We start from the raw sequence: 25,455 nt of genomic DNA on the forward strand, positions 1-25,455 counted from the left end.
CCGCGGTGACCGATCAGCGTAGTCTGAGCGCCATGAGCGCTGGTGAGGACCTCACCGTGCCGACTCCCAACGGCCCCCGACTTGAACTCGACGAACTGATCGATCAGTTGGTGGAGCGTGCCGAGGGTGTCCGGCGAGCGCACGGTCGGCTGCGAGCCCTGTTGCGCGCGATCGAATCGGTGACCGGGGACCTGGCCCTGGAGCAGGTGCTCCGCCGCATCGCGCACGCCGCTCGGAGGCTCGCCGACGCCGAGTACGCCGCACTGGGCGTGATCGGCCCGCACGGGGAGCTGGAACAGTTCATCCACGTCGGTATCGACATCCCGACCGCCGAGGAGATCGGACAGCTGCCCCAGGGCAAGGGTCTGCTCGGCGCCCTGATCGTCGATCCGCGGCCGATCCGGCTCCGACGCATCTCCGATGATCCTCGCTCGGTCGGGTTTCCCTCGCATCATCCGCCGATGACGTCGTTTCTCGGCGTACCGATTCGCGTCCGCGGCGAGGTGTTCGGCAACCTCTACCTGACCAACAGCGCCAAGGGCGAATTCAGCACTGACGACGAGGAGCTGATGATCGCCCTGGCCGGTGCGGCCGGGACCGCGATCAGCAACGCGCGCCTGTACGAGGAGGCGCAGCTGCAGCAGCGCTGGCTGCGCGCCAGCGGCGACATCCAGGCGCAGTTGATCAGCTCCAGCGGCGAGGATCCGCTGCAGTCGATCGCCCGCCGGGCGATGGAGATCGCCGACGCCGACCTGGCGAACGTCTGTCTGCTGGCCGCGGACCGCGAGAGCTTCGTGATCGAGTTCGCCTGCGGGGTCGGCGCCGACGAGTTGATCGGCCGCCGATTCGAGTTGGCCAGTACGATTTCGGGTCGGGTGATCGCCTCCGGCGAATCGTTCATGGCGGTCGACGGGGCCAGCCTGCCGGTGCCGCCCGCACCGCAGCAGGTGAAGGCGATGGACACCGGTCCGATCATCATCGTCCCGGTCCGCGGAGCGGCCGACGCGCACGGCGTGGTGGCGGTGGCCCGCAACCGTGGCCGGCGGCCGTTCAGCCACGTCGAGTTGGAGATGATGGCCGGCTTCGCCACCCAGGCCAGCGTGGCGATCGAGCTCGCGGAAGCCCGGTCGGCCGAGCAGAAGATGATCATCATGCAGGACCGGGAGCGGATCGCGCGGGATCTGCACGATCACGTGATCCAGCAACTGTTCGCCGTCGGGCTGAGCCTGGAGGGCGCGATCGGGCAACTGCCGCAGGATGCCGAGGTGACCGGACGGCTGACCGGGCTGGTCGGTGATCTGGACAGCGCGATTCGGCGGATCCGGTCCAGCATCTTCACCCTGCGAGACGCCCCCGGCTCCGTACGCAGGGGGTTGCGGCAGTCGGTGCTCGACGTGGTCACCTCGGTGACGCCGATGCTGGGCCGGGCGCCGAGTGTTTCGTTCAGCGGGCTGGTGGATCTGACCCCGGACGAAGCCCTGGCCGAGGACGTGGTCGCCTGCGTCCGGGAGCTGCTGACGAACGTGGCGAAGCACGCGCACGCCGGCACCGTGACCGTCGACGTCGAAGTCACCGGCGGCTGGCTGTCGGTGACCATCTGCGACGACGGGGACGGACTCCCCGACGAGCCCTACCGCAGCGGCCTGGCCAACCTGGACGCCCGCGCCGCCCACCACGGCGGCGCCCTCACCCTGGCCCATCGCCCCACCGGCGGCACCATCGCCACCTGGACCGCCCGTACCGACTGACCCTGTCCGTTTTCCCACCAGACATGACTTCGAACCCCCGTCCCTGCCGGCTTCGCGTCCGTTTCCCACCAGACACGACTTCGAACCCACCCCGCACCCACCGCGCGTTCGTATTCCCACCAGACACGACATCCGACCTCGGACCGCACGTGCCTCCCCGTTCGTTTTCCCACCTGCGACGAGATCGGAACCCGCCCCTAGAGCATCTCGATCTGAATCGACATCGAGAGGTGTTGCCCGTTTGGGGGAAGGTGTCGTCCGTCGCTCCGAATGCCGGTCGCATCGGCCGGGATCGGCTCATGCTGCTCACCATGCGTACAAGAAATGGCCGCCTCGACGTCAGCAAACCTTTCCGGCGATCGGAGGCGCTCGAGGCTGGGATCAGTGTCCGCGAACTCCGCGGCCCGAAGTATCAGCGGGTCTTCCATGGCATCTACATCCGGTCAGGCATTCGGCTCACGCCGTTGGAGCGGGGACGTGCCGCTCTTCATGTTGCCGTCGCCGGTTCGTACGTCAGTCATCACACGGCAGCGGTGATCTGGGGAGGGACCCCGCCGGAGGATCGCAAGACCCACATCAGTGTTCCGACGGACGACCTCCGCACGGTGCGGCGAGGAATCGCCTCCCACCGTGCGGCCCGGCAGCGGGACTTGCGTGAACGCCGGGCCCAACACCGGATGGAAAACGTACGCGCCGGACCGGTCAGTAGCGGCCGATCCCGGGTGGGGCGGCTTCGAGCCAGCTCAGCATGCCGGTCAGGGAGTCCGGGGTCATGGCCAGGTCGCGCTCCACCGATCCGACGTCGCCGCGGGCCCGAGCACGAGACCGAGCGCGAGGTCCGGCGGAGGTGGCCGAGGCGATGGCGAGGGTGACGATCTCTTGATCGGCGTAGAGGGCGACGGCCTCGGTCGCGGTCGGGGTTCGATGGTCGACCACGGTGACGTCGGAGCGGCGGAAGGTGTACTTCGGCCACCAGGCCAGGGAGAAGAAGCGGAACCACTCCAGGTTCTCGCCACTGTAACGAGCAACTCCGAGCACCCAGTTGGTGCTCGGAGTCGTGGTGTCGACCGATGCGTCGGCGGGCGTGCCCGCGGGGCGTACGTGTCGGCGCATGCTGCACTCGAACGTTCCGCCGTTGCGAGCAACCCAGCGCCGGCGGACGGCGAGGCCGATCAGGCACAGCCCGAGGAACACCAGGACAAGCCCGATGATCTCCACGGCGCTGAGCCAACCCGACCCCACCTGCGTCCTGCCCTCCTGAGTCCAGTTCCGACGGTGTCAGACCCGGCCGAGAATGTCAGCGAGCCTTGCGGGCAGCGCTGAGCTGAGCCTCGGCTCGGCGGTACGCCTTGCGCGTCTCGTCGTCGTCATCACCCGACTCCATCCGGGATCGGGCGTCGGCGAGAGCGCGCTCGGCCAGTTCGACGGTGATCTCCTCGCCCATCCTGGCGTACTCGCTGATCACCGAGACATGCCCCTTGGCCACCGAGATGAAGCCGCCGTCGACGGCCACCACCTCGCGCCGGCCGTCGGGCAACAGCAACTCGACACCACCGGGGGCGAGCAGCGACAGCACCGGCTCGTGGCCGGCCAGGATGCCGATGTCGCCCTCGACCGTCTTGGCGATGACACTGTCGACGTCGCCGGACCAGACCACCGCGTCGGCGGAGACGACCCGGACCTCCAACGGTTCAGCCATCGTGGATCAGGCGTCCTTCTGCAGCTCGGACCAGGCGCGCTCGACGTCATCCATGCTGCCGACGTTGAAGAAGGCCTGCTCGGCGATGTGGTCGACCTCGCCGTCCACGATCATCCGGAACGACTCGATGGTCTCGCCGACCGGAACCGTCGAACCCGGCACGTTGGTGAACTTCTCGGCCATGTACGTGTTCTGGCTGAGGAACTGCTCGATCCGCCGCGCCCGGGCGACGACGATCTTGTCCTCTTCGGACAGCTCGTCGACACCGAGGATGGCGATGATGTCCTGCAGTTCCTTGTTCTTCTGCAGGATCGCCTTCACCGAGTTCGCAACGTCGTAGTGGTGCTGACCGATGTACTGCGCATCCAGGATCCGCGAGGTCGAGGTCAGCGGGTCCACCGCCGGGTAGAGCGAACGGGCCGCGATGTCACGGGACAGCTCGGTGGTCGCGTCCAGGTGGGCGAAGGTGGTCGCCGGTGCCGGGTCGGTGTAGTCATCGGCCGGCACGTAGATCGCCTGCATCGAGGTGATCGAGTGACCACGGGTCGAGGTGATCCGCTCCTGCAGCTGGCCCATCTCGTCGGCCAGGGTGGGCTGGTAACCCACCGCGGACGGCATCCGGCCGAGCAGGGTGGAGACCTCGGAACCGGCCTGGGTGAACCGGAAGATGTTGTCGATGAAGAGCAACACGTCCTGGTTCTGCACATCGCGGAAGTACTCCGCCATGGTCAGCGCGCTCAGCGCGACCCGCAGCCGGGTGCCCGGCGGCTCGTCCATCTGACCGAACACGAGGGCGGTGTCCTTGAAGACGCCGGCCTCTTCCATCTCGTTGATCAGGTCGTTGCCCTCACGGGTCCGCTCGCCAACACCGGCGAACACCGAGGTGCCACCGAAGTTGTGCGCGATCCGGTAGATCATCTCCTGGATCAACACGGTCTTGCCGACGCCGGCGCCGCCGAACAGGCCGATCTTGCCGCCCTGCACGTACGGGGTGAGCAGGTCCAGCACCTTGATGCCGGTTTCCAGCATCTCGGTCTTGGCCTCGAGCTGATCGAACTTCGGCGCGGCCCGGTGGATCGGCCAGCGCTCGGTCACCTCGACGGTGGCCGGATCGGCGTTCAGCACCTCGCCGGTCACGTTCCAGACGTGGCCCTTGGTGACGTCGCCCACCGGCACCGAGATCGGCGCGCCGGTGTCGCGCACCTCGGTGCCGCGGCGCAGACCGTCGGTCGGCTTCAACGCGATCGCGCGGACCAGGTTGTCGCCGATGTGCAGCTCGACCTCCAGCGTCATGCTGCGGGTGCCCTCGCTGGTGGTGATGTCCACCGTGAGCGCGCTCATGATGTCCGGCATCGCATCCGCAGGGAACTCGATGTCCACCACGGGGCCGATCACGCGGGCGACCCGGCCGACGCCGAGGGTCTTCTCTTCTTGGGTTTCGTTGACAGTGGCAGTCATGGTCTTCCCTCTTGTTTCAATTCACTCGGCTCGGTCGGGCGGTGCTCAATCGGCCCGTGCTCAGTCATCTTGGGCTCCCGCATTGGCCAGCGCGTCGACACCACCGACGATCTCGCTGATCTCTTGGGTGATGCCGGCCTGGCGGACCTGGTTGGCCTCCCGGGTCAGGCTCTGGATCAGGTCTTCGGCGTTGTCGGTGGCCGACTTCATCGCCCGCTGCCGGGCCGCCAGCTCCGACGCCGCGCCCTGCAGCAGACAGAAGTGGATCCGGCTGGCCACGTACAGCGGCAGCAGCTCGTCCAGCACGGTCTCGGCGCTCGGCTCGAAGTCGTACAGCGGGAGCAGCTCGTCGGCTGACGGCGGCTCCTCGCCCTCGATGACCTCCAGCGGAGCCAGCCGGATGACCTCCGGCCGCTGGGTGACCATCGACACGAACCGGGTGTAGACGATGTGGATCTCGTCCACGCCGCCTTCCGACGTCGGCTTGTTGAACGCGTCCAGCAGCCCGTCGGCGATGGCCCGGGCGTCGGCGTAGCTCGGGTTGTCGGAGTAGCCGTCCCACTGTCCGGCCACCGGCCGGTTGCGGAAGTTGTAGAACGCCCCCGCCTTCCGGCCGGACAGGAACGGGACGACCTCCAGGCCGTTGCCGGCCAGCAGCTCCCGCAACTGCTCACCCTCCCGGATGACGCTGGACGAGTACGCCCCGGCCTGGCCGCGGTCGGAGGTGATCAGCAACATGGCAGCCCGTTTGGGCTGCTCGGCCTCGGTGAGCAGCGGATGGTCGACGTTGGAGTACGTCGCCAGTGCCGACACCGCCCGGGTCAGTTCGGCCTGGTACGGCGCCGCGGCCCGGGCCCGCTGTTGGGCCTTGATGATCCGCGACGCGGCGATCAATTCCATCGCCCGGGTGATCTTCTTGATGTTGCTGGCGGACGCCCGTCGGGCCCGCAGCTCACGCAAGGATGCTGGCATCTAGGTCACTAGCCCCTTCATCGCCCCTATCGACCTCATCGCCGTTGGGCGACGATCTTCTCCTGCTCGACCTGATCGGCTTCCAGCGGCTTGGTGTCCTCACGGCCGACCAGGAAGTTGCCCTCCGCGGTCTTGAAGCCCTTCTTGAACTCCGCGATCTCGGTCCGCAGCGCTTCCTTGGTCGAGTCCTCGAACACCTTGGACTCGCGAATGCCGGCCAGGATGCCGGTGTTGCCGTGCCGCAGGTGCTCCAGCAGCTCCTGCTCGAAGCGCAGCACGTCGGAGACCGGGACGTCGTCGAACTGTCCGTCCAGACCGGCCCAGATGCTGACGACCTGCTCCTCGAACGGGTACGGGCTGTACTGCGGCTGCTTCAGCAGCTCCATCAGTCGTGAACCCCGCTCCAGCTGACGCCGAGTGGTCGCGTCCAGGTCGGAGGCGAACATGGCGAACGCCTGCATGTCGCGGAACCGGGCGAGCTCGGTCTTCAACGCCGACGCGGCCGTCTTCATCGCCTTCGTCTGCGCGGCGCCGCCGACCCGGGACACCGAGATGCCCACGTCGATGGCCGGGCGCTGATTGGCGTTGAACAGGTCGGACTGCAGGAAGATCTGGCCGTCGGTGATCGAAATGACGTTGGTCGGGATGTAGGCCGACACGTCGTTGGCCTTGGTCTCGATGATCGGCAGGCCGGTCATCGAGCCGCCGCCGAGCTCCGGGCTCAGCTTGGCGCAACGCTCCAGCAGCCGGGAGTGCAGGTAGAACACGTCACCCGGGTAGGCCTCGCGGCCCGGCGGACGCCGCAGCAGCAGCGACATCGCGCGGTACGCCTCGGCCTGCTTGCTCAGGTCGTCGAAGACGATCAGCACGTGCTTGCCCTGGTACATCCAGTGCTGGCCGATGGCCGAGCCGGTGTACGGGGCGATGTACTTGTAGCCGGCCGGATCCGAGGCCGGCGCGGACACGATGGTGGTGTACTCCATCGCGCCGTTCTCCTCCAGCGAGGAACGGACCGCGGCCACCGTGGAGGCCTTCTGGCCGATCGCGACGTAGACGCAGAGCACCTGCTGCTCCGGGTCGCCGGTGGCCCAGTTGTCCTTCTGATTGATGATCGTGTCGACCGCGATCGCCGTCTTGCCGGTCTTGCGGTCGCCGATGATCAGCTGACGCTGACCGCGGCCGATCGGGATCATGCCGTCGATCGCCTTCATCCCGGTCTGCAGCGGCTGCCGGACCTCGGCCCGGTCCATCACGCCGGCGGCCTGCACCTCGAGGTCACGCCGACCGTCCAGGTTGGTGATCTCGCCGAGGCCGTCGATCGGGCGGCCGAGCGCGTCCACCACCCGGCCGAGGTAGCCGTCGCCGACCGGGACCGAGAGGATGTCGCCGGTGCTCTTGACCGTCGACCCCTCCTCGATGCCCTCGGAGTCGCCCATCACCACGACGCCGATCTCGCGGGTGTCGAGGTTCTGCGCGATGCCGATGGTGCCGTTCTCGAACTGCAGCAGCTCGTTGGCCATTGCCGACGGCAGACCCTCGACCCGAGCGATGCCGTCACCGGAGCTGATCACGGTGCCGACCTCTTCGCGGCTGGCCGCCTCCGGGGTGTAATTCCGGACGTAGTTGTCCAGAGCTTCCCGGATCTCCTCCGGGCGAATCGTGAGTTCTGCCATCGCCTTCGTTCCTGCTCTCGAAGTATGTGTTCTCGTCGTTCAAACGTAGGTGGTTCGTCAGCCGAATTGCCGGCGTACTTCATCCAACCGGCCGGCCACGGTGCCCTCGATGACCTCGTCACCGAGCTCGATCCTCAGGCCGCCGAGCAGTTCCGGCTCGACGATCTCCTGGAGGGCGACCTCACGGCCGACCTGCCGGGCCAACGCGTTCTGCAGCCGATCGCGCTGCTGCAGTTCCAGCGGCCGGGCCACCCGGACGGTGGCGATCAGCCGATTCCGAAGCGTCGCCGCCTCGGCGACGTAGCCGCCCAGGGTACGAGCGAAGTTGCGATCCCGGGCACCGATCGCGCGCTCGGCCAGCCGTACGGTCTCGGCCGCCGCTCTGCCGGACAGCAGTGCGTCGACCAACTCAACCCGGCGTTCGACCGAAGCGGTCCGATCGGTGATCGCAGCACGCAGGGCGGCATCGCCGTCGACCAACCGTCCGAAGCGGAAGAGCTGGTCCTCCACGTCGTCCAGCCGGTGCTCGGACTGAGCCACCTTGAGCAGCGCCCGAATCGCCTGCCGTTCGAGTGCGTCCAGCAGCGCCCGATGCCCGAGTCGCTTGCCGACGGCCTCGGTGACCAGGCCGAGTGCGGCCGAGTCGATCCGAGACTCCAGCAGGCCCTGAGCCAGCCCCTGCCGGCGTTCGGTCGGCGTGCTCGGGTCGGTCAGCGCACGGCGCAGTGCCGGCGAGCCTTCGAGCAGGTCGACCACGCCGAACAGCTCGTCGGCCAACTCGGCGCTGACCTGGGTACGGTCCAGGGTTGCGTCCAGTTCGGCGACCGCGGCCTCGGACTCGATGCTCACTGGACGTTCGCTCCCTCGGGCGCCTCGGAGGACTCGAGGTCGGCGATGAAGCGATCGACCGTCCGCCGGGCCCGCTCGTCGTCGTCCAGCGACTCACCGACGATCCGGCCGGCCAGCGAGGTGGCCAGGCCACCCAACTCGCCGCGCAACTGGCTGACGATCTGGGACCGCTCGGCCTCCAGCTGGGAGTGAGCTGCCGCGACGATCCGGTCGGCCTCGGCCTGGGCCCGCTCGCGCATCTCGGCGACGATCTGGGCACCCTCGGACTTGGCCTGTTCCTTGATCTGAGCGGCTTCACCCCGGGCGTCGGCGAGCTGAGCCTGGTACGACTGCAGCGCCGCCTGCGCTTCTTCCTGTGCCTTCTCGGCCTTCTGGATGCCGCCCTCGATCGCCTCGGCCCGTTGGGCGTACGTCTGCTCGAACCGCGGCATCACGACCTTCCAGACGATCACCGTCAGGATCAGCGCGAAGACGATCGCCGCGATGATCTCCGACAGGTGCGGCAGGATCGGGTTCTCTTCGAGTGGAACGAGAAGCGTGATCATGATCCGATTCCGCTCAGTTCATGAAGACGAAGGCGAGCGCGAGGCCGATCATGGCCAGCGCCTCGGTCAGCGCGAAGCCGATCCACGCGGTGCCCATCATGGCGCCACGAGCCTCCGGCTGACGCGCGGTGCCCTGAATGACGGCGGCGAAGATCAGACCGACGCCGATGCCCGGGCCGATGGCGCCGAGGCCGTAGCCGATGGCAGCGAGCGAACCGCGAATCTCCATTGGAGTCATTGCTGTTGTTTCCTTTCCCTGTTCGGGTTTCCGCTGACCGGACTCCCGGCCAGAAGCTGTGTTTGTCAGTGCTCGTCGGCGAGTGCGGTGCCGACGTACTGGGCGGTCAGGAGGGTGAAGATGTAGGCCTGGAAGGCCTCGACGAAGATCTCCAGGCCGAAGATCGCCATCGAGAAGATCAGCGAGACGACACCGGCGACGTTGTTGAACAACGATTCGCTCTCGAACAGCAGGTACTCGCCGCCGAGCACGAAGATCAAGATCAACAAGTGACCGGCGAACATGTTGGCGAAGAGTCGAAGGCTCAACGTGATCGGCCGCAGGATGATGTTCGAGACGAACTCGATCGGGATGATGATGAACCACATCGGCCACGGCACACCCGAGGGCAATACCGACCGGCGCATGTACCCGAAGAAGCCGTGCTTCTTAATACCGACGGCGTTGTAGAGCACCCAGCTCATGATCGCCAGGCCGTAGGCCCAGCCGACCTTGCCGATCGTCGGGAAGACGAAGACCGGGAAGACACCCCAGATGTTGTTCACCAGGATGAAGGAGAACAACGCCACCAGGAACGGCACGAACTTCTTGAAGTCGTGGCCGATCTGGTCCCGGGCGATCCCGTCCCGGACGAAGTTGTAGGTGAACTCACCGACGAACTGCCCCTTGGTCGGCACCAGCGAGCGCTTGTTCGACATGATCAACCAGAACGCGATGATCAAGATCATCGAGATGATCGCCATCAACATCGGCAGGTTGAACCAGCTCGGCGCGCCGTGCCAGATCGGCGGCTTGTCGAAGCTGTGCACGCCCGGGAGTTCGAAGCCCTCCAAGGGAACCAGCAGCGGTGTGGCCATGCTTACTTCGTCCCTTCCTGGATGGCGATCACGGATTCATCGAGCTGCGCGAGCTCCTCGCGCGCTGAGCAGATCACCCGACGGTGTCCTCTCCCCTGTTGCCGGAGGCCGAGCTCCCGGCAGCGTTCGTTGGTACGAGCCGCTCGGGACGGCCGGCCCGCAGCGCCCAGTCGGCTTCGGTGGCCTTCTTCTTGGCCACCAACGCCGCGGTGCTGTCCGAGCCCAGATCCCCGTAGCGGACGATGATCAAATACAAGCTGAGGCCGACCCCGATGAAGAGGCCGATCGGCAGCAGAAAAGTCAAGTGCAGAAAGTGCGACGCCAGATACCCCAAGCCGCCGTAGACCACGATGCCGCCGACGATGTAGGACAGGATGGCCATGCCCTTGGCCATCGAGTCCGGTTCGTTGATCGGATCGCCGGACGCGGCCGGTCCGGACAGACGCGGCATCTTGCGACCGGACAGGAACGATCGCTTGCGGGTGTGCTGGGTAGGCATAGCGGTCCAAACGGTAGCAGTCTGCTCTCAGGTCCGACACAGGCCGGTACTGCGGTCTGGTCATGATCAACCGTCGCCCTCCTCACGTCGCGGTGAGGCCTTGCTCTGCGGACGATCGGCCGCCTTGTGGTCCGGGTCCCAGTCCCCGCTGACGGAGAGTTCCTGAGCACTCGGTCCGGGATCGACGTCGCTGACGTCGGAGTCGCTGTTGCCTTCCTCGGCCGGTCCGGTGTACTCGGTGTCGTAGATGCCGATCCGCAGTTTGCGGAACACCATCACCTCGACCACCAGCCAGCCGACGATCACCGCGATCGTACTGATGAAGATCGTGTTCGCGTCAATCGCGTTCCAGGCGTCGCGGTTCTTCTCGAAGATCATCAGGATCAATCCGAGCACCACCACCCGGCCGGTGTAGCTGGCCATCGAGACCGCCATCAGGGTGCGTGCACCGGCATCGGCGAACTTGACCATCACCAGTTGGCCGACGGTGTAGAAGAACAGCACCATGCCGGCGCCGAGGGCGGCCGAGCCGAGTCCCCTGGTCCCGTCGATCACGGTGAAGATGATCAAGCAGATGATCGCGGCGCCGAGGCCGCCGGCGAGCCCGCCGAAGAGCAGTTTGCGCGCGCGGACGACATGAATGCTCGGTCCGGTCCTGCTCCGGCTGCTCGGGCTGTCAGTCGTCATGGCGGCGGCTGTCCTGTCTCGGTTTACCAGGCCGGCGCCGGTCGTGTGGACGGCGCCGATGGGGGCTGGCTGACTACGCTTGTGAAAACTAGCACAAAGTCCGCCGCAGACTCCAACTCAGCCTTTCCTCAGCCGGAGTTCATCGTCGCGAGGTGGCGTCGTTGACCACCTCCGGGCGGTCGTCCAGCCGGCTCTGCCCCGACTTGCGTTTGCCGCCCTTGCCGTTGATCGGGCGGCCGAGGGTCAGGATCGACAACACGATCGCGACCACCACGATCACCACCACCACCTCCCAGCTGTGCAACTGGGCCAGCGCGATCACTCCGAAGGAGACCAGCGCGGTCCAGGCATACATGATCAACACCGCCCGGCGCATGCCGTGCCCGCGTTGCATCAGCCGGTGATGCAGGTGCTGTTTGTCCGCCACGAACCACCACTTGCCGTGATAGGTCCGCCGGACGAAGGCCAGCACGAAGTCCAGGATCGGCAACGCCAGGATCGCCAGCGGCAGCACCAGCGGCAGATAGGTCGGCAGCAGTCCCCCGCCGCCCCGGGTGTCCTCCAGTTGAGACGAGTCCATCTGCCCGGTCAGGCTGATCGTCGAGGTGGCGAGCAGGAAACCGAGCAGCATCGCACCCGAATCGCCCATGAACATCCGGGCCGGCTGGAAGTTGTGCGGCAGGAAACCGATGCAGGCGCCGACCACGGCCACCGTGATCAGGCTCGAGGTGGTGGCGCGGACCAGGTCCAGCTGGACGGTCAGGTTGTAGGAGTAGATGAAGAAGGCGAACGCACCGATGCCGACCACGCCGGCGGCCAAACCGTCCAGCCCGTCGACGTAGTTGACCGCGTTCGTACACAGCAGCACGAAGAACACCGTGATCGCGATCTGCACACTGCTGTCCAGGGCGATGGTGTTGTTGTTCAGCGGGATGTAGAGCATCTTCACGCCGAAGCCGACCAACAGGCCGGCGGCCAGCACCTGCCCGGCCAGCTTGGCGAACGGGTTCAGGTCGAGCAGGTCGTCCAGCACCCCGACCGCGCAGATCACCGCCGCGCCGAGCAGCACCGCGCGGGAGTCGGATCGGACGATGGGCACCTCGCCGAGGAACGGCAGATGGTTGGCGACCAGGAAGGCCGCCGTCACCCCGCACAACATCGCGACGCCGCCGAAGTAGGGCATCTCGACGGTGTGCACGTCCCGGGCCCGGATCTTCGCCACCGCCCCGGTCCGCAATGCGACTCGTCGCCAGACCGCTGCCAGCACGTACGTGGTGGCCGCCGAGATCAGCAGGACGAGCAGGTATTCACGCATCGATCAGCCGGCCGACCCATCCTTGACCGGGGGTTGCAGGGTGTGGCGGGCGCGGAGCTGTTCGACGGTGTAGGTCGGCTCCGGTTCGGGTTCGCCGGAGAGGTCCTCGATGTCCGGGAGGTATTGGCGCAGCAGGTCGAGATCCAGCGCACCGCGGCGCAGGATCTGGCCGGTCTCCTTGACGGTGAAGTCGATCATCGTGGACGGCTTGCCGGAGGTGCCGCTGACCTCGCCGGCGTCCAGGTAGACCGCGACCGAGTCGCCGAGCTGGTCGATCGCGTCGTCGCAGCTGACCGCCGACGGCCGGCCGGTCCGGTTGGCGCTGCTGACCGCCATCGGGCCGGTCTGCCGGAGCAGTTCGCGGGTGAGCGGGTGATCGGGCACCCGGACGGCGACGGTTCCGCGGGTCTCCCCCAGATCCATCCGCAGGCTGGAGTGTGCGGTGCAGATGATCGTCAGCGCTCCCGGCCAGAGCTCGGTGACCAGCTTCTGCGCCGACTCCGGTACGTCGCTGGTCAACGCCTTGAGCACACCGGGATCGGCGATCAGCACCGGCGGCGGCATGTCCCGGCCGCGGCCCTTGGCGTCCAGCAGGCGCTGCACCGCCTCGGCGTTGTAAGCGTCGGCACCGATCCCGTACACGGTGTCGGTGGGCAGCACGACGCACTCGCCCGCCTCGACGGCGTGCCGGGCTGCGTTCGCGGCGGCGCCGATCGCGGCACGGTCCTGCGGATCGGTGCAGTCGAAGCGCTGGTATCGCGGGCCCGCGTCGGCCGGGGCTTCGTCGGCGCCGGTCTGCAGGTCGGTGGCTTGGTCGTTCATCGGCGCCAATCCTGCCACGTGATCAGTGGCCGTCCTACGCGGTCCGGCGTGCGGTGGTGAACCGCGGTCGATCGCTCAGGTCGCGATGGTCACGAACCTCGGTGAAGCCGCCGTGCCGGGCGAACAGTTCGGGTACGGATTCGGCCTGCAGTTCGGCGTGTTCGCAGGCCACCCAGCCGCCTGCGCGCAGCAGCCGGGCGGCAACGCCGGTGAGCGCGCGGACCGCGTCCAGGCCGTCGTCACCGGAGAACAGGGCCAGCTCCGGATCATGATCCCGCGCCTCGGTCTGCACCGACTCCCAGGCCGTCAGCGGGATGTACGGCGGGTTGCAGACGACCACGTCGACGGTGCCGTCGAGATCCCGGTAGGCATCGGCCATGTCGCCGACCCGCAACTCGACCCCGGTGCCGGCCAGGTTCCTGGCCGCCCAGCTCGCGGCCGCCTCACTCAGCTCCACCGCGTGCAGCTCTGCGGCGGGGGCCTCGTCGGCGAGTGCACGGGCAATCGCACCCGACCCCGTACACAGATCGACCGCAACCGGGACCCGGCCGCTGCGTTCGACCTCGGCCAGCCGGTCGATCGCCCAGCCGGTCATCAACTCGGTCTCCGGCCGGGGCACGAACACGCCCGGGCCGACCTGCAGCCGGACGTGCCGGAAGTACGCGATGCCGGTGATGTGCTGCAGCGGTTCGCGAGACTCGCGCCGGCGCAGCATCGTCTCGAACCGGTGCACCCCGGCCGAGTCGACCACGTTCATGATCAACAACCGGGACGGATCGACCTCGGCCGCGGCCGCCAGCAGCAGCCGGGCGTCCACGTCCGGGCTGTCCACGCCGGCCGCGGCCAGCCGGCTCCTCGCGGTCGCCAACAACTCTCGTACCGACCGCCCGTCCGCCATGCCGGTGACCCTATCGAGCCGTTCGCTCACAACAGGAGCCCGGCGATGACCGCGTCCACGGTGCGTTCGGCGGCGGGCCAGAGCTGATCATGCGGACGGCCGCGAAGCGGGCCGTGCAGTGCCAGCAGCGCGAAGCCGTGCACCGCCGACCAACAGGGCCATTCGGCCCCTTCTCGCTCGGTCTCGGCGAGGTCGCCACTGGCCACCAGTGCGTCCAGCGCGGAGACCAGCATGGTCAGGGGTGACGGCAGCGCGTGCCCGCCGGCCGCCGGATCGACTGGCTGGATGTCACCGAAGGCCGTCTCGAACCAGCCCGGCTCGCGCAGCGCGAACTCGATGTAGCCGAGGCCGACCGCACGCAACCGCTCCCGCGCCGCGACCTTGGTCCGGCCGCCCGACGCGTGGGTGAGCATCCGGGCGACCATCTGCTGCTGGATCTGCTCGGCGACGGCGCTCAGCAGACTGTCCCGATCGGCGAAATGCCGGTAGGCGGCGTTGGGCGAGACGCCGAGCCGGCGGGTGACCTCACGCATCGCCAGCGCCGACGGTCCCCCGTTGCGGGTCAATTCGAGGCCGGCCTCCAGCAGCGCCTGGCGCAGGTTGCCGTGATGGTAGCCCTGCCGCTGGGCCCCGGAGCTCGCCACCAGAATCCTCCCGTCCAGGTCGCTCGGCTCTTGACAGCCGGCAACCGATGTGTACGGTGTGAACATAACATGTGAACACCGTCCACATCTCGAAGGGCCCTGAGCTTGTCGAAGGGCCAACTCCCTCGTTCATCCCACACTCGTTCAACGGAGACACCATGTCCGACATCCTCACCACCCAGGCCCTGCCCCCGATCGTCGACACCGAGACCTGGCGGCAGGAGCTCGCCAAACTCCGGATCCGGGAGAAGGCCGCGACTCGCGAACTCGACGCCATTGCGGCGCAGCGGCGTCGGCTGCCCATGGCCGAGTTGCCCGACTACACCCTGGTCGGCAAGGACGGCCCGGTCCGGCTGGTCGACATCTTCGACGGCCGCTCGCAGTTGATCACCTATCACCACATGTGGTCGCCGGGTGCCGAGTGGCAATGCTCCGGCTGCACCGGCTTCACCGCCCAGTTCACCCGGCTCGACTTCCTCGAACCGTACGATGCCCGATTCGTCATCGTGACCCAGGGCGCGATCGACGAAGCCCTTGCCTACAAGGAGAAAGTGGGCAACAAGATGGAGTGGTACTCCACCTCCGACAGCCCGTTCGGTGCCGACGTGGACGCGCCGCCCGGCGGTGGCTTCGGGGTCAACGTGTTCCTCCGCGACGGCGACACCGTCTACCGCACCTGGCACACCAACGGCCGCGGCACCGAGCAGCTCAGCCACACGTTCCCGCTGATCGATCTGCTGGTCTGGGGACGGCAGGAGGAGTGGCAGGATTCGCCGGACGGCTGGCCGAAGTCGCCGACCTACTCGGGCTGGAGCAGCTCGGAAGACGTCGGCCGCCTGTACGGCCCTTCGGCCGTCGCCCACCAGTGATGCCGAGATGATCATGACCGACGATCAGCTGATTCGCAGCCGGACGATCCCGGCCGCACCGGATGCCGTGTTCGCCGTGCTGCGCGATCCGGCCCGGCATCCCGAGACCGAGCCGACCGACTGGGTGCGCAGCGCCATCGACCCCCGGCCGATCACCGAGGTCGGGCAGGTGTTCGGGATGAACATGTATGCCCGCCGCGACGGTTTCGACCCCGACTACGTGATGCACAACCAGGTGATCGCGTTCGAGGAGCCGACCACGATCGCGTGGCGGCCTGGCCAGTACGGCCCGGACGGCACGCTCGGCTTCGGCGGCTGGAGCTGGCGCTACGACCTCACGGCGCAAGGTGACAACTGTGTCGTCACACTGACCTACGACTGGAGCCAGACACCCCAGCAACTGCGCGAACTGTTCGGTCTGCCGCCGTTCGGCCCGGACTTTCTTGATCAGTCACTGGAGTGCCTGGAGCGCGCCGTCAACGCCGACCGAGTCCGGCAACCGGCCTGACGAGGTCGCGGCAGCGGCAAACGGCTCGACCGCGTCAAACGGACAAACGTTCGGCGGTGTCGGCCTCCTGCAGCGCGGTGACGATCGGATCAAGATCACCGGCGAGAACTTGATCAAGGTTGTGCGCCTTGTAGCCGATCCGGTGATCGGCGATCCGGTTCTCCGGGAAGTTGTAGGTGCGGACGCGTTCGGAGCGATCGACCGTCCGCACCTGCGATTTGCGGGCCGCCGACGCTGCGTCCGCCTGCTCCTCCTCGGCCCGGGCGATCAGCCGGGCGCGGAGCATCCGCATCGCCTGTTCCTTGTTCTGCAGTTGGGATCTCTCGTTCTGGCAGGACACCACGATCCCGGTCGGCAGATGGGTGATCCGGACCGCTGAGTCGGTGGTGTTGACTCCCTGGCCACCCGGTCCGGACGATCGGTAGACGTCGATCCGAAGATCATTTTCATCGATCTCGACCTCGGCCTCGGCCACCTCCGGCATTACCAGCACGCCGGCCGCGGAGGTGTGCACCCGGCCCTGGGACTCGGTCACCGGCACCCGCTGCACCCGATGCACGCCGCCCTCGAACTTGAGCACCCCGTACGGCATCGTGTCCGGTGCGCCGGCCGAGGCCGCCTTCACCGCGACGGTGATCGACTTGTAGCCACCAAGATCGGTCTCCTGGACGTCCAGCACCTCGAGCTTCCAGCCGCGGTGCTCGGCGAATCTGCCGTACATCTTGAACAGGTCGGCCGCGAACAGCGCCGACTCCTCGCCGCCTTCGCCGGACTTGATCTCCATGATCGCGTCGCTGGAGTCGTTCGGGTCACGGGGTGCGAGCAGCCGGGTCAGCCGTTCGGTCGCCTGCTCCAGTTCGGTCGACAGCTGCTCGGCCTCGGCCGCGAAACTCTCGTCGTCGTCGGCGAGCTCCTGCGCGGCAGCAAGATCGTCCTTGAGTTGGTCGTAGTGATCGAGCGCCTTCACGATCCCGGACAGTTCGGCGTAGCGGCGGCCGATCCTGCGTACCTTGCCCTGATCGGCGTGGGTGGCCGGGTCGGCCATCTCCGCCTCCAGCCGCGCGAACTCCTCTCGCAGCGGTGCCGCCGACTCGAACATGCTGTCTCCTGACTACTTCCGCCCCGCCGACCGAACTGCTGGCAACAGAAACGCCGGGAACCGGACCTGTCGGTCCTGGCTCCCGGCGTCTGAGCGTTGCTACTTCTTCTTGCCGTACCGCTTCTCGAAGCGGGCGACCCGGCCACCGGTGTCGAGGATCTTCTGCTTGCCGGTGTAGAACGGGTGGCAGGCCGAGCAGACCTCGACCCGGAGGCTGCCGCCGGCGGTCGACTTGGTCTCAAAGGTGTTGCCGCAGCTACACGTCACCTCGGTGGTCGTGTACTCCGGATGGATGCCAGTCTTCATGTTTCTCCCTCGCTGTGCGTGCACCGGGTCGCCATGGACGTTGCGACGATCCTGACTGGGTCGTCGACGGGCGTGAACCGGCACCGGCGAACAAGTGTGCCGCATCCCGTAACGCCACACCAAACCGGAACATTCCGCCGAGTTGTCAGCGTCAGGACGCGTTATAGCGCCTTCTGACGCTGACAGGTCGGCTGGGTCAGTCGCGTTGGCCGGGCATGGTCTTGGTGATGGCGACCAGGAACTCGCTGTTGGTCTGGGTTTTCTTCAGCCGGTCCAACATCATCTCCAGCGCCTGCTGGCCGTCCAGGTTGGACAGCACCCGGCGCAACTTCCAGATGATGCCGAGCTCCTCGCGGCCCATCAGCAACTCCTCCCGGCGGGTGCTGGAGGCGTCCACGTCGATGGCCGGGAAGATCCGCTTCTCGGAGTATTCCCGCCGCAGCCGCAGCTCCATGTTGCCGGTGCCCTTGAACTCCTCGAAGATCACCTCGTCCATCTTCGAGCCGGACTCGATCAGGGCGGTGGCAAGAATGGTCAGCGAACCGCCGTTCTCGATGTTGCGGGCGGCGCCGAAGAACTTCTTCGGCGGGTAGAGCGCAGCCGAGTCGACACCACCGGAGAGGATCCGCCCTGACGCCGGTGCGGCCAGGTTGTAGGCCCGGCCCAGTCGGGTGATGCCGTCCAGCAGCACGACCACGTCGTGGCCGAGCTCGACCAGCCGCTTGGCCCGCTCGATCGCCAGCTCGGCGACCGTGGTGTGATCGTCGGCCGGCCGGTCGAAGGTGGAACTGATCACCTCACCGCGAACGGACCGTTCGAAGTCGGTGACCTCCTCCGGACGCTCGTCCACCAGCACCACCATCAGGTGCGTGTTCGGACTGTTGGTGGTGATCGCGTTGGCGATCGCCTGCATCACCATCGTCTTGCCGGCCTTGGCCGGGGCGACGATCAGGCCACGCTGACCCTTGCCGATCGGGGCGACCAGGTCGATCAAACGGCCGGTCAGGTTGTTCGGCGTGGTCTCCAACCGGTAGCGCTCGTTCGGGTAGAGCGGGGTCAGCTTGTTGAAGTCCGCCCGGCCCTTCGCGGCCTCCGGGTCGGCGTTGTTGACGGTGTCGATCTTGACCAGCGGGTTGAACTTCTCCCGCCGCTCGCCGTCCGTGGGCTGGCGGATCGCGCCGGTGATCACGTCACCCTTGCGCAGGCCGTACTTCTTCACCATCGACAGCGACACGTACGCGTCGTTGGATCCGGGCAGGTAGCCGCTGGTCCGGACGAACGCGTAGTTGTCGAGGACGTCGAGGATGCCGGAGGTCGGCACCAGCACGTCGTCCTCGCTGATCACCGGCTCGGACTCGTAGCGCTCGATGCCGCCGCCACCGCGGTTGTTACGCCGGCCCTGCCGATCGCGACTACGCCGGCGACGGCTGCGACGCCCGCCGGACCCGTCGTCGTCCCCGCGGTTGTCGTTGCGATTGTCGCTGCGGTTGTCGTTGCGATTGTCTCCACGGTTGTTGCGCTGCCGGTTGCCCTGGTCGCGACCCTCGCGGTTCTGCTGATCGCGGCCGTCGCGATTGCCGTCCCGACTGTTGTCGCGGTTGTTGTCGCGGCTCGGCTCGCGCTGGGTCTGGTCGCCGCGGTTGTCGCGGCCGGACTGGCGACGTTCGGTGTCGCGGGAGTCGCGGCTGACCTGCTCCCGGATTGCCTGCTCCAACTCGGCCCGGCTGGCCTGGGTCTGCTCGGCGCGAGTCGCCTCGGCCCGGCTGTCCGGCGTCTTCTCGGCACGGCCGCCATCGGCGCGCTCCGGGCGCGATTCAGTCTCGCGGCGCGATCCGGCCTCGGGGCTCGACTCGGCCCGATCCGTACGCGACGTCGTCCGGTCGGTATCCGGCAGGGTCGGCTGACCGGCCGGCGACTCGGCCGCAGCCGGCGACGTCTTGCGGGACCGGTCCGCGTTGGCCCGATCCGAGCTCGGTCGGGTCGCAGCCGACGGTGCCGCAGAAGCACCGGTGCCACCCGATTGGGCCGACTTGATCGCCTCGATGAGCTGACCCTTGCGCATCCCACCGGCACCCTTGAGGCCCAGCTGGGACGCGATCTGCTTCAGCTCGGGCAGGACCAGCGATTCCAGTCCGGTCCCCTTGCGCTTGCGGGAGGCCTGCTGGGTGCCGGTCGCCTCGGCGGTATCTGTCACGTGTTTCCTTTCGGATTCGCCCGTTTGAGGTACGGGCTGCTATCGGCGGGTTCGATGACCCGCGTTGTGCCTGAAGCCCCGCGTTCCGCCTGGATCCAGGGCGGGAGAACAGGTGTGCGTGCGGCGGACAGTGCTGGACCATGCGCAGTGGCGTTCGTTCTCTCGTCAGGCAACGATCTGAGCTCCAGGTCTTTCGATCACCGCACCGTACGAGGATTGCGCGCACGGATGCACGGGTGCAGTCGCCTGCAGCCCTGGTGCGATCGTTCGGCACGGCGGTCGGAAATGATCCGGTGCTCGTACCTGGGGCGCCCGACCTGTGGGCGCTGACCGACGATCCACGCGTACACCATCGACCCGGCCGCAAGACGTCAGGCGGATTGGCTTGCAGGCGTTTGAGGGAAGAACACCACGGTCGGTCGGGCTGGACCCGATCAGGCCGGTGCGAGAATCCCCGAGGGTGCTCAAGTGACGGATGAAAGATCCATCGGCATCGCTCAGGCTAGCACGCAGCTCGGACAATCCGCTCACCCGCAGTCAATCTTTGCCGAATCCCGACGTCCGGCTCAGGCCTCGTCGCTGTCCGGCCGGCTGATCTTGTCGGCGACGATCCTGGCGCCGGCCGCCACCTCGAGGCGGAGGCAACGGAATTCGACCGATACCGCCTGCTCGGCGTCAACGAGCTGAGCCTCGGTACCGAGCACCAGCACGGTCGGCCCGGCGCCGCTGATCACCGCCGGCAGCTGCTGTCCCCGCAGGGTGTCCAGCAGGGCGGCCGACTGCGGCATCGCCGTGGCGCGATACGACTGATGCAGCCAGTCGGCAGTCGCCTCGAACAACAACTCGGGCGCGGCGGTCAACGCCCGAACCAGCAAACCCGCCCGACCGGCGTTCGCCGCGGCATCGGAATGGGGCACCGACTTCGGCAACAGCGCTCGGGCCTGCTCTGTTCCCACCGGGGTCGGCGGAATCAGCGCCAGTGCGCCGATGTCGGGGTGCACGCCGGCGACCGACGCTGCGACCTGCCGGTCGCCGCCCACCCGGCGATAGGCCAGCACCAGATCGCCGTACAACGCGGCCGCGACGTTGTCGGGATGTCCCTCGATCTCGTCAGCCGGCCCGAGCCAGTCCGCCGGATCGAACGGTTCGTCGGGCCGGGCCAGTCCGTGCGCCCCGATCAGGCCGGTGACGATCGCCGCCGACGAGGATCCCAGTCCGCGGCTGCCCGGGATCCGGTTGTGCGCCTCGACGCGTACGCCGGCGGGCTCGACCCCGAGCCGTCTCAAGCCGAACTCGAGACTTCGTACGATGAGGTTCCGGCGGCCGGTCGGCAGCCGGCCCGCCCCCTCACCGGCGACGACGACCCGGGTGGGTTCGTCGACCACGCTGAAACTGCAGCTGTTGTAGAGATCGAGGGCCAGTCCCAGACAGTCGAATCCCGGCCCGAGGTTGGCGCTGGTCGCGGGAACCTCGACCTCGACTCGACGTCCAGCAGGCAACACGCTCGGCATCGGTCAGAATCCGCAGGCCGACGCCACCGCGGACAGATCGGCGGGCACGACGTCCGCGTTGGCGGAGTCGATCGGATCCAGCGCACCGAGCGCAGTGTCGACGTCCTTCAGGCCGTGACCGGTGACGGTGACACTGATCCGCAGTCCGGCCGGCACCGCGTCTCGTTCCTTCAACGCCAACAGACCGGCCACCCCGGTCGCCGACGCCGGCTCGACGAAGACGCCCTCCCGCTGGGCCAGGAACGCCTGGGCGGCCATGATCTCGTTGTCGCTGACCGCCGCGAACAGGCCGCCGGACTCGTTCCTGGCCGCGATCGCCAACTCGGTGGAGGCCGGCCGGCCGATCCGGATCGCGGTCGCGATGGTGTCCGGTTCGGCCACCGGCGCACCGTTGACCAGCGGGGCCGCCCCGGCCGCCTGGAATCCCCAGATCTTCGGTCGCCCGCTGGTCATGCCCTGCTCGGCGTACTGCCGAAAACCCAGCCAGTACGCCGAGATGTTGCCGCCGTTGCCGACCGGCAGCACATGGACGTCGGGAGCATCGCCGAAGGCGTCGCAGATCTCGAAGGCGGCGGTCTTCTGCCCCTGCAGCCGGACCGGATTGACCGAGTTGACCAGCGCCACCGGGTAGTTGTCGGCGACCTGGCGAGCCAGCGCCAGGCAGTCGTCGAAGTTGCCGTCCAGCTGGACGATCCGAGCGCCGTGGATGACGGCCTGAGCCAGCTTGCCGGCGGCGATCCGGCCGGCCGGCAGCAACACGATCGGCGTCATGCCGGCGCGGGCGGCGTAGGCCGCGGCCGAAGCGGACGTGTTGCCGGTGGAAGCACAGATCACCGCAGTCGATCCCTCGGCCAGGGCCTTGGAGACCGCGACCGCCATCCCCCGGTCCTTGAACGACCCGGTCGGGTTGGCGCCCTCGACCTTCAGCCAGACCTCGCCGTCCAACTCGTCGGACAGCGCGTGCGCGCGGATCAGCGGCGTCGACCCCTCGCCCAGGCTGACCACCGGATCGTCCTCGGCGATCGGCAGCCAGGGCCGGTAACGGGCGATCACTCCCGACGGCACCTGGTCGGGTGCGGTCTGAGCTCTGGAAACGGCGCTCATCATTCCCCTTCGACTCTCATCACGCTGGTCACCTCGTTGACGACGTCGAGCTCGTGCAGGGCCCGGACGGTCGCGCTGAGGGCGGCATCGGTGGCCCGATGGGTGACGATGACCAGCTTGGCGTCCTGTTCGCGGCCCTGCTGCCGGACGGTCTGGATCGACACGTCGCAGTCGGCGAACACCTGCGCGATCCGGGCCAGTACGCCGGCGACGTCGGCCACGTCCAGCGACAGGTGGTAGCGGGTGATCACCTCACCGATCGGCGAGATCTTACGCTGCGCGTAGCTGGACTCTCCCGGCCCTGCCGCGCCGCGCAGCCGGTTGCGGCAGACGGTGACCAGGTCGCCGAGCACCGCCGATGCGGTCGGCGCACCGCCGGCGCCAGGGCCGGTGAACATCAGCCGGCCGGCCGAACGGGACTCGGTGAAGACGGCGTTGTACGGGCCACGGACGGTGGCCAGCGGATGGTCCCGCGGAATCATCGCCGGATGGACCCGGACCGAGACCGCCCGCTCCCCCTGGCCGTTCGGCTCGGTCAGCGCACAGATCGCCAGCAGCTTCACCACGCAGCCCATCTCCTGGGCCGAGGCGATGTCCCCGGCGGTCACCTCGGTGATCCCCTCGCGGTAGACGTCGGCACTGCTGACCCTGCTGTGGAAGGCCAGGCTGGACAGGATCGCCGCCTTCGCTGCGGCGTCGAAACCCTCGATGTCGGCGGTCGGATCGGCCTCGGCGTAGCCGAGCTCCTGAGCCTCCTCCAGGGTCTCGTCGAAGCCCGAGCCCTCGGTGTCCATCTTGTCCAGGATGTAGTTGGTGGTGCCGTTGACGATGCCCATCACCGAGGTGATCTCGTCACCGACCAGCGATTCCCGCAGCGGCCGGACGATCGGGATGGCGCCGGCCACCGCGGCCTCGAAGTAGAGATCGACGCCGGCCTTCTCCGCGGCCTCGTACAGCGTGGTGCCGTCCTCGGCCAGCAGAGCCTTGTTGGCGGTGACCACCGAGGCGCCGTGCTCCATCGCGGTGATGATCAAGGAACGGGCCGGTTCGATGCCGCCGATCAGCTCGACCACCACGTCCACGTCGTCGCGGCGGACCAGCGAGTCGGCGTCGTCGGTGAGCAGGCCCTCGTCGATTCCCGGGCGGGACTTGTTCAGCCGGCGCACAGCCACGCCGACCAGTTCCAACGGCCGGCCGACCCGCATCGCCAGGTCGGCGGCCTGGTCGGTGATCAACGTGACCACCTCCGTACCGACCACACCGCAGCCCAGGACGGCAACACGCAGGGGCTGCTGTTCAGCGGGGGTGACGTTCATGGCTCGTGCCCTCGTCGTTCGGTACGGATGGATGGGGCGCCGCTTTCTGCGGCGATTCACGCCGCCGCGGCCCAAACATTGTTGCCCATGGCCGGGATGGGCGAAAACTCATCCACGCAATGTGGACAGTTGTGGCCCTTCGACAGGCTCAGGGCCCTTCGATTCAGCCGACGTCGAGGGCGAGCAGGTCGTCGATCGTCTCCCGGCGGATCAGCGTGGTGATCGTGCCGTCCTTCACGGAGACCATCGGCGGCCGCGGTACGTGGTTGTAGTTGCTGGCCATCGACCGGCTGTACGCGCCGGCGGCCGGCACGGCGAGCAGATCGCCGGGTCCGATGTCGGCGGGCAGGAACTCGTCGCGGACCACGATGTCGCCACCCTCGCAGTGCTTGCCGACCACGCGAGCCAGCGCCGGTGGTGCATCCGAGCGACGGGAGGCCAAGGTCGCGGAGTATTCGGCCGCGTACAGGGCGGTCCGGATGTTGTCGCTCATCCCGCCGTCGACGGCGACGTACAGCCGGCTGGCCCCGCCGTCCAGCAGCACTCGCTTGACGGTGCCGACCCGGTACAGCGCGAAGGCGGCCGGCCCGCTGATCGAGCGGCCCGGCTCGATCGACAGGTGCGGCACCTGGACCCCCAGGGCGGCGCACTCGGCGGTGACGATCCTGTTCAGCGCGTCGGCCAGTTGCTGCGGCGTCGACGGCGTGTCCTGGCTGGTGTAGGCGATGCCGAAGCCGCCACCAAGATCAAGTTCGGGCAGTTCGACGCCGGTCTCCTGGGCGAACTGGGCGTGCAGCCGCAGGGTGCGCCGAGCCGCGACCTCGAACCCGTCGGCGTCGAAGATCTGGGAGCCGATGTGGGAGTGGATGCCGACCAGCCGCAGCCGCGGATGATCATGGATCCGGCGCAGTGCGGCCTCGGCCTGACCACCGGCGATGGAGAAGCCGAACTTCTGATCTTCGTGCGCGGTGGAGATGTATTCGTGGGTGTGTGCCTCGACGCCGGTGGTGACCCGGACCATCAGCGTCGGCTCGACGTCGAGCTCCTCGCCGATCTTGATCAACCGGGTGATCTCGTCGTCGGAGTCGACGATGATCCTGCCCACCCCGGCCCGCAGCGCGCTGGTGATCTCCTCGCTGCTCTTGTTGTTGCCGTGCAGTCCGATCCGTTCGGGGTCGACTCCGGCGGCCAGAGCCACCGCCAGCTCACCGCCGGTGCACACGTCCAGGCCGAGACCTTCCTCGGTGACCCAGCGCGCAACCGCCTTGCAGAGCAGGGATTTCCCGGCGTAGTACACGCCCCAGCCGGTGAACGCGTCGGCGAACTCGCGGGCCCGCGCCCGAAGATCATCTTCGTCCACTACGTAGGCGCAGGTGCCGACCCGTTCGGCGATCCCGGTCGCCGTCAGGCCCGCGATCGTCAGCTCGCCGGAGTCGTTCTTGGCGACATTGCGGCTCCACAGCCGCGGCAGCAACGCGTTGACGTCGGTGGGCACCGCGAGCCAGTGCGGGGCTGCGGAGGCGACGTCGGCGTGGATCGAGCCGGCGACGTGAGTGTGGGACATGGCGCAAACTCTGCCAGATGCCCGCCGCTCCCCTGCACCGATATCTCGCTGGGCGGCGTCAGTGCGGACCCTCCGACCAA

General features: G+C 67.8%; 25 protein-coding genes. 3 read left to right on the forward strand and 22 right to left on the reverse strand.

Annotated elements, in window-relative coordinates; translation table 11 throughout:
- The first annotated feature begins 32 nt into the window (after window positions 1-32).
- Window positions 33-1,748, forward strand: a complete 1,716-nt coding sequence (locus FOE78_RS14935) for a sensor histidine kinase (RefSeq protein ID WP_143987006.1) — start codon at window positions 33-35, stop codon at window positions 1,746-1,748.
- Between the two features lie 702 nt (window positions 1,749-2,450).
- Here FOE78_RS14935 and FOE78_RS14940 read toward each other — a convergent pair.
- The 15 genes from FOE78_RS14940 to FOE78_RS15010 form a co-directional block, all read right to left on the reverse strand.
- The gene (locus FOE78_RS14940; protein ID WP_143987007.1) at window positions 2,451-2,966 is read right to left on the reverse strand and encodes a DUF2550 domain-containing protein; all 516 of its coding nucleotides are present in this window, start codon (window positions 2,964-2,966) and stop codon (window positions 2,451-2,453) included.
- A gap of 79 nt (window positions 2,967-3,045) precedes the next feature.
- Window positions 3,046-3,447: a F0F1 ATP synthase subunit epsilon gene (locus FOE78_RS14945; protein ID WP_143987008.1), complete on the reverse strand. Its 402-nt coding sequence runs from the start codon at window positions 3,445-3,447 to the stop codon at window positions 3,046-3,048.
- 6 nt (window positions 3,448-3,453) lie between these two features.
- Complete coding sequence (gene atpD, locus FOE78_RS14950; protein WP_143987009.1) at window positions 3,454-4,905, reverse strand: F0F1 ATP synthase subunit beta; 1,452 nt, start codon at window positions 4,903-4,905, stop codon at window positions 3,454-3,456.
- 60 nt (window positions 4,906-4,965) lie between these two features.
- On the reverse strand, window positions 4,966-5,877 hold the full coding sequence (locus FOE78_RS14955; protein ID WP_143987010.1) for a F0F1 ATP synthase subunit gamma: 912 nt from the start codon (window positions 5,875-5,877) through the stop codon (window positions 4,966-4,968).
- Window positions 5,878-5,912: 35 nt separating this feature from the next.
- On the reverse strand, window positions 5,913-7,550 hold the full coding sequence (gene atpA, locus FOE78_RS14960; RefSeq protein WP_143987011.1) for a F0F1 ATP synthase subunit alpha: 1,638 nt from the start codon (window positions 7,548-7,550) through the stop codon (window positions 5,913-5,915).
- Window positions 7,551-7,607: 57 nt separating this feature from the next.
- Complete coding sequence (locus FOE78_RS14965) at window positions 7,608-8,399, reverse strand: F0F1 ATP synthase subunit delta (RefSeq protein ID WP_143987012.1); 792 nt, start codon at window positions 8,397-8,399, stop codon at window positions 7,608-7,610.
- Complete coding sequence (locus FOE78_RS14970) at window positions 8,396-8,944, reverse strand: F0F1 ATP synthase subunit B (protein ID WP_143987013.1); 549 nt, start codon at window positions 8,942-8,944, stop codon at window positions 8,396-8,398. Before FOE78_RS14970 ends, FOE78_RS14965 begins: the two co-directional genes overlap by 4 nt.
- 13 nt (window positions 8,945-8,957) lie before the next feature.
- Entirely contained in the window at window positions 8,958-9,182 is a 225-nt protein-coding gene (locus tag FOE78_RS14975) for an ATP synthase subunit c family protein (protein ID WP_143987014.1), read from the reverse strand.
- A gap of 65 nt (window positions 9,183-9,247) precedes the next feature.
- On the reverse strand, window positions 9,248-10,039 hold the full coding sequence (gene atpB, locus FOE78_RS14980; RefSeq protein WP_143987015.1) for a F0F1 ATP synthase subunit A: 792 nt from the start codon (window positions 10,037-10,039) through the stop codon (window positions 9,248-9,250).
- A 73-nt stretch (window positions 10,040-10,112) separates the two neighbouring features.
- Window positions 10,113-10,538 (reverse strand): AtpZ/AtpI family protein, encoded by a 426-nt coding sequence (locus FOE78_RS14985; protein ID WP_143987016.1) that lies wholly within the window; start codon window positions 10,536-10,538, stop codon window positions 10,113-10,115.
- A 66-nt stretch (window positions 10,539-10,604) separates the two neighbouring features.
- Window positions 10,605-11,225 (reverse strand): hypothetical protein, encoded by a 621-nt coding sequence (locus FOE78_RS14990; protein ID WP_143987017.1) that lies wholly within the window; start codon window positions 11,223-11,225, stop codon window positions 10,605-10,607.
- A 139-nt stretch (window positions 11,226-11,364) separates the two neighbouring features.
- The gene (locus FOE78_RS14995) at window positions 11,365-12,540 is read right to left on the reverse strand and encodes an MraY family glycosyltransferase (protein WP_143987018.1); all 1,176 of its coding nucleotides are present in this window, start codon (window positions 12,538-12,540) and stop codon (window positions 11,365-11,367) included.
- 3 nt (window positions 12,541-12,543) lie between these two features.
- Entirely contained in the window at window positions 12,544-13,362 is an 819-nt protein-coding gene (locus FOE78_RS15000; protein ID WP_143987019.1) for an L-threonylcarbamoyladenylate synthase, read from the reverse strand.
- A 34-nt stretch (window positions 13,363-13,396) separates the two neighbouring features.
- Complete coding sequence (gene prmC / locus FOE78_RS15005) at window positions 13,397-14,260, reverse strand: peptide chain release factor N(5)-glutamine methyltransferase (protein WP_143987020.1); 864 nt, start codon at window positions 14,258-14,260, stop codon at window positions 13,397-13,399.
- 26 nt (window positions 14,261-14,286) lie between these two features.
- Window positions 14,287-14,904, reverse strand: coding sequence for a TetR/AcrR family transcriptional regulator (locus FOE78_RS15010; RefSeq protein WP_210414601.1), 618 nt, complete (start codon window positions 14,902-14,904; stop codon window positions 14,287-14,289).
- 158 nt (window positions 14,905-15,062) lie between these two features.
- Here FOE78_RS15010 and FOE78_RS15015 point away from each other — a divergent pair, with 158 nt between their 5' ends.
- Both FOE78_RS15015 and FOE78_RS15020 read left to right on the forward strand, forming a co-directional pair.
- Window positions 15,063-15,773: a DUF899 domain-containing protein gene (locus FOE78_RS15015; protein ID WP_143987022.1), complete on the forward strand. Its 711-nt coding sequence runs from the start codon at window positions 15,063-15,065 to the stop codon at window positions 15,771-15,773.
- Window positions 15,774-15,780: 7 nt separating this feature from the next.
- A complete protein-coding gene (locus FOE78_RS15020) occupies window positions 15,781-16,281 on the forward strand; it encodes an SRPBCC family protein (protein ID WP_210414602.1) in 501 nt (166 codons plus the stop codon).
- Between the two features lie 34 nt (window positions 16,282-16,315).
- Here the strand turns inward: FOE78_RS15020 and prfA are convergent, their stop codons facing one another.
- The 7 genes from prfA to lysA form a co-directional block, all read right to left on the reverse strand.
- Window positions 16,316-17,380, reverse strand: a complete 1,065-nt coding sequence (gene prfA, locus FOE78_RS15025) for a peptide chain release factor 1 (RefSeq protein WP_143987023.1) — start codon at window positions 17,378-17,380, stop codon at window positions 16,316-16,318.
- Window positions 17,381-17,479: 99 nt separating this feature from the next.
- Complete coding sequence (rpmE, locus tag FOE78_RS15030; protein WP_143987024.1) at window positions 17,480-17,686, reverse strand: 50S ribosomal protein L31; 207 nt, start codon at window positions 17,684-17,686, stop codon at window positions 17,480-17,482.
- Window positions 17,687-17,882: 196 nt separating this feature from the next.
- Window positions 17,883-19,880: a transcription termination factor Rho gene (gene rho, locus FOE78_RS15035; RefSeq protein WP_143987025.1), complete on the reverse strand. Its 1,998-nt coding sequence runs from the start codon at window positions 19,878-19,880 to the stop codon at window positions 17,883-17,885.
- Between the two features lie 566 nt (window positions 19,881-20,446).
- Complete coding sequence (thrB, locus tag FOE78_RS15040) at window positions 20,447-21,391, reverse strand: homoserine kinase (protein ID WP_143987026.1); 945 nt, start codon at window positions 21,389-21,391, stop codon at window positions 20,447-20,449.
- Window positions 21,392-21,394: 3 nt separating this feature from the next.
- Window positions 21,395-22,495, reverse strand: coding sequence for a threonine synthase (gene thrC, locus FOE78_RS15045; protein ID WP_143988820.1), 1,101 nt, complete (start codon window positions 22,493-22,495; stop codon window positions 21,395-21,397).
- Window positions 22,495-23,811 (reverse strand): homoserine dehydrogenase, encoded by a 1,317-nt coding sequence (locus FOE78_RS15050; protein ID WP_143987027.1) that lies wholly within the window; start codon window positions 23,809-23,811, stop codon window positions 22,495-22,497. The genes thrC and FOE78_RS15050 overlap by 1 nt, the downstream gene beginning before the upstream one ends.
- Before the next feature lie 163 nt (window positions 23,812-23,974).
- Window positions 23,975-25,375, reverse strand: coding sequence for a diaminopimelate decarboxylase (lysA, locus tag FOE78_RS15055; protein ID WP_143987028.1), 1,401 nt, complete (start codon window positions 25,373-25,375; stop codon window positions 23,975-23,977).
- Between the last annotated feature and the right edge of the window lie 80 nt (window positions 25,376-25,455).

It is taken from the genome of Microlunatus elymi (assembly GCF_007362775.1).
GTDB classification, from domain to species: domain Bacteria; phylum Actinomycetota; class Actinomycetes; order Propionibacteriales; family Propionibacteriaceae; genus Microlunatus; species Microlunatus elymi.

What these genes read in the sequence shown, in the direction of transcription:
- FOE78_RS14935 (WP_143987006.1), top strand. Translation starts at nt 33, where the DNA reads ATGAGCGCTGGTGAGGACCTCACCGTGCCGACTCCCAACGGCCCCCGA.
- FOE78_RS14945 (WP_143987008.1), bottom strand. Translation starts at nt 3,447, where the DNA reads ATGGCTGAACCGTTGGAGGTCCGGGTCGTCTCCGCCGACGCGGTGGTC.
- atpD (WP_143987009.1), bottom strand. Translation starts at nt 4,905, where the DNA reads ATGACTGCCACTGTCAACGAAACCCAAGAAGAGAAGACCCTCGGCGTC.
- FOE78_RS14955 (WP_143987010.1), bottom strand. Translation starts at nt 5,877, where the DNA reads ATGCCAGCATCCTTGCGTGAGCTGCGGGCCCGACGGGCGTCCGCCAGC.
- atpA (WP_143987011.1), bottom strand. Translation starts at nt 7,550, where the DNA reads ATGGCAGAACTCACGATTCGCCCGGAGGAGATCCGGGAAGCTCTGGAC.
- FOE78_RS14970 (WP_143987013.1), bottom strand. Translation starts at nt 8,944, where the DNA reads ATGATCACGCTTCTCGTTCCACTCGAAGAGAACCCGATCCTGCCGCAC.
- FOE78_RS14975 (WP_143987014.1), bottom strand. Translation starts at nt 9,182, where the DNA reads ATGACTCCAATGGAGATTCGCGGTTCGCTCGCTGCCATCGGCTACGGC.
- atpB (WP_143987015.1), bottom strand. Translation starts at nt 10,039, where the DNA reads ATGGCCACACCGCTGCTGGTTCCCTTGGAGGGCTTCGAACTCCCGGGC.
- FOE78_RS14985 (WP_143987016.1), bottom strand. Translation starts at nt 10,538, where the DNA reads ATGCCTACCCAGCACACCCGCAAGCGATCGTTCCTGTCCGGTCGCAAG.
- FOE78_RS14990 (WP_143987017.1), bottom strand. Translation starts at nt 11,225, where the DNA reads ATGACGACTGACAGCCCGAGCAGCCGGAGCAGGACCGGACCGAGCATT.
- FOE78_RS14995 (WP_143987018.1), bottom strand. Translation starts at nt 12,540, where the DNA reads ATGCGTGAATACCTGCTCGTCCTGCTGATCTCGGCGGCCACCACGTAC.
- FOE78_RS15000 (WP_143987019.1), bottom strand. Translation starts at nt 13,362, where the DNA reads ATGAACGACCAAGCCACCGACCTGCAGACCGGCGCCGACGAAGCCCCG.
- prmC (WP_143987020.1), bottom strand. Translation starts at nt 14,260, where the DNA reads ATGGCGGACGGGCGGTCGGTACGAGAGTTGTTGGCGACCGCGAGGAGC.
- FOE78_RS15015 (WP_143987022.1), top strand. Translation starts at nt 15,063, where the DNA reads ATGTCCGACATCCTCACCACCCAGGCCCTGCCCCCGATCGTCGACACC.
- FOE78_RS15020 (WP_210414602.1), top strand. Translation starts at nt 15,781, where the DNA reads ATGATCATGACCGACGATCAGCTGATTCGCAGCCGGACGATCCCGGCC.
- prfA (WP_143987023.1), bottom strand. Translation starts at nt 17,380, where the DNA reads ATGTTCGAGTCGGCGGCACCGCTGCGAGAGGAGTTCGCGCGGCTGGAG.
- rpmE (WP_143987024.1), bottom strand. Translation starts at nt 17,686, where the DNA reads ATGAAGACTGGCATCCATCCGGAGTACACGACCACCGAGGTGACGTGT.
- thrB (WP_143987026.1), bottom strand. Translation starts at nt 21,391, where the DNA reads ATGCCGAGCGTGTTGCCTGCTGGACGTCGAGTCGAGGTCGAGGTTCCC.
- thrC (WP_143988820.1), bottom strand. Translation starts at nt 22,495, where the DNA reads ATGAGCGCCGTTTCCAGAGCTCAGACCGCACCCGACCAGGTGCCGTCG.
- FOE78_RS15050 (WP_143987027.1), bottom strand. Translation starts at nt 23,811, where the DNA reads ATGAACGTCACCCCCGCTGAACAGCAGCCCCTGCGTGTTGCCGTCCTG.
- lysA (WP_143987028.1), bottom strand. Translation starts at nt 25,375, where the DNA reads ATGTCCCACACTCACGTCGCCGGCTCGATCCACGCCGACGTCGCCTCC.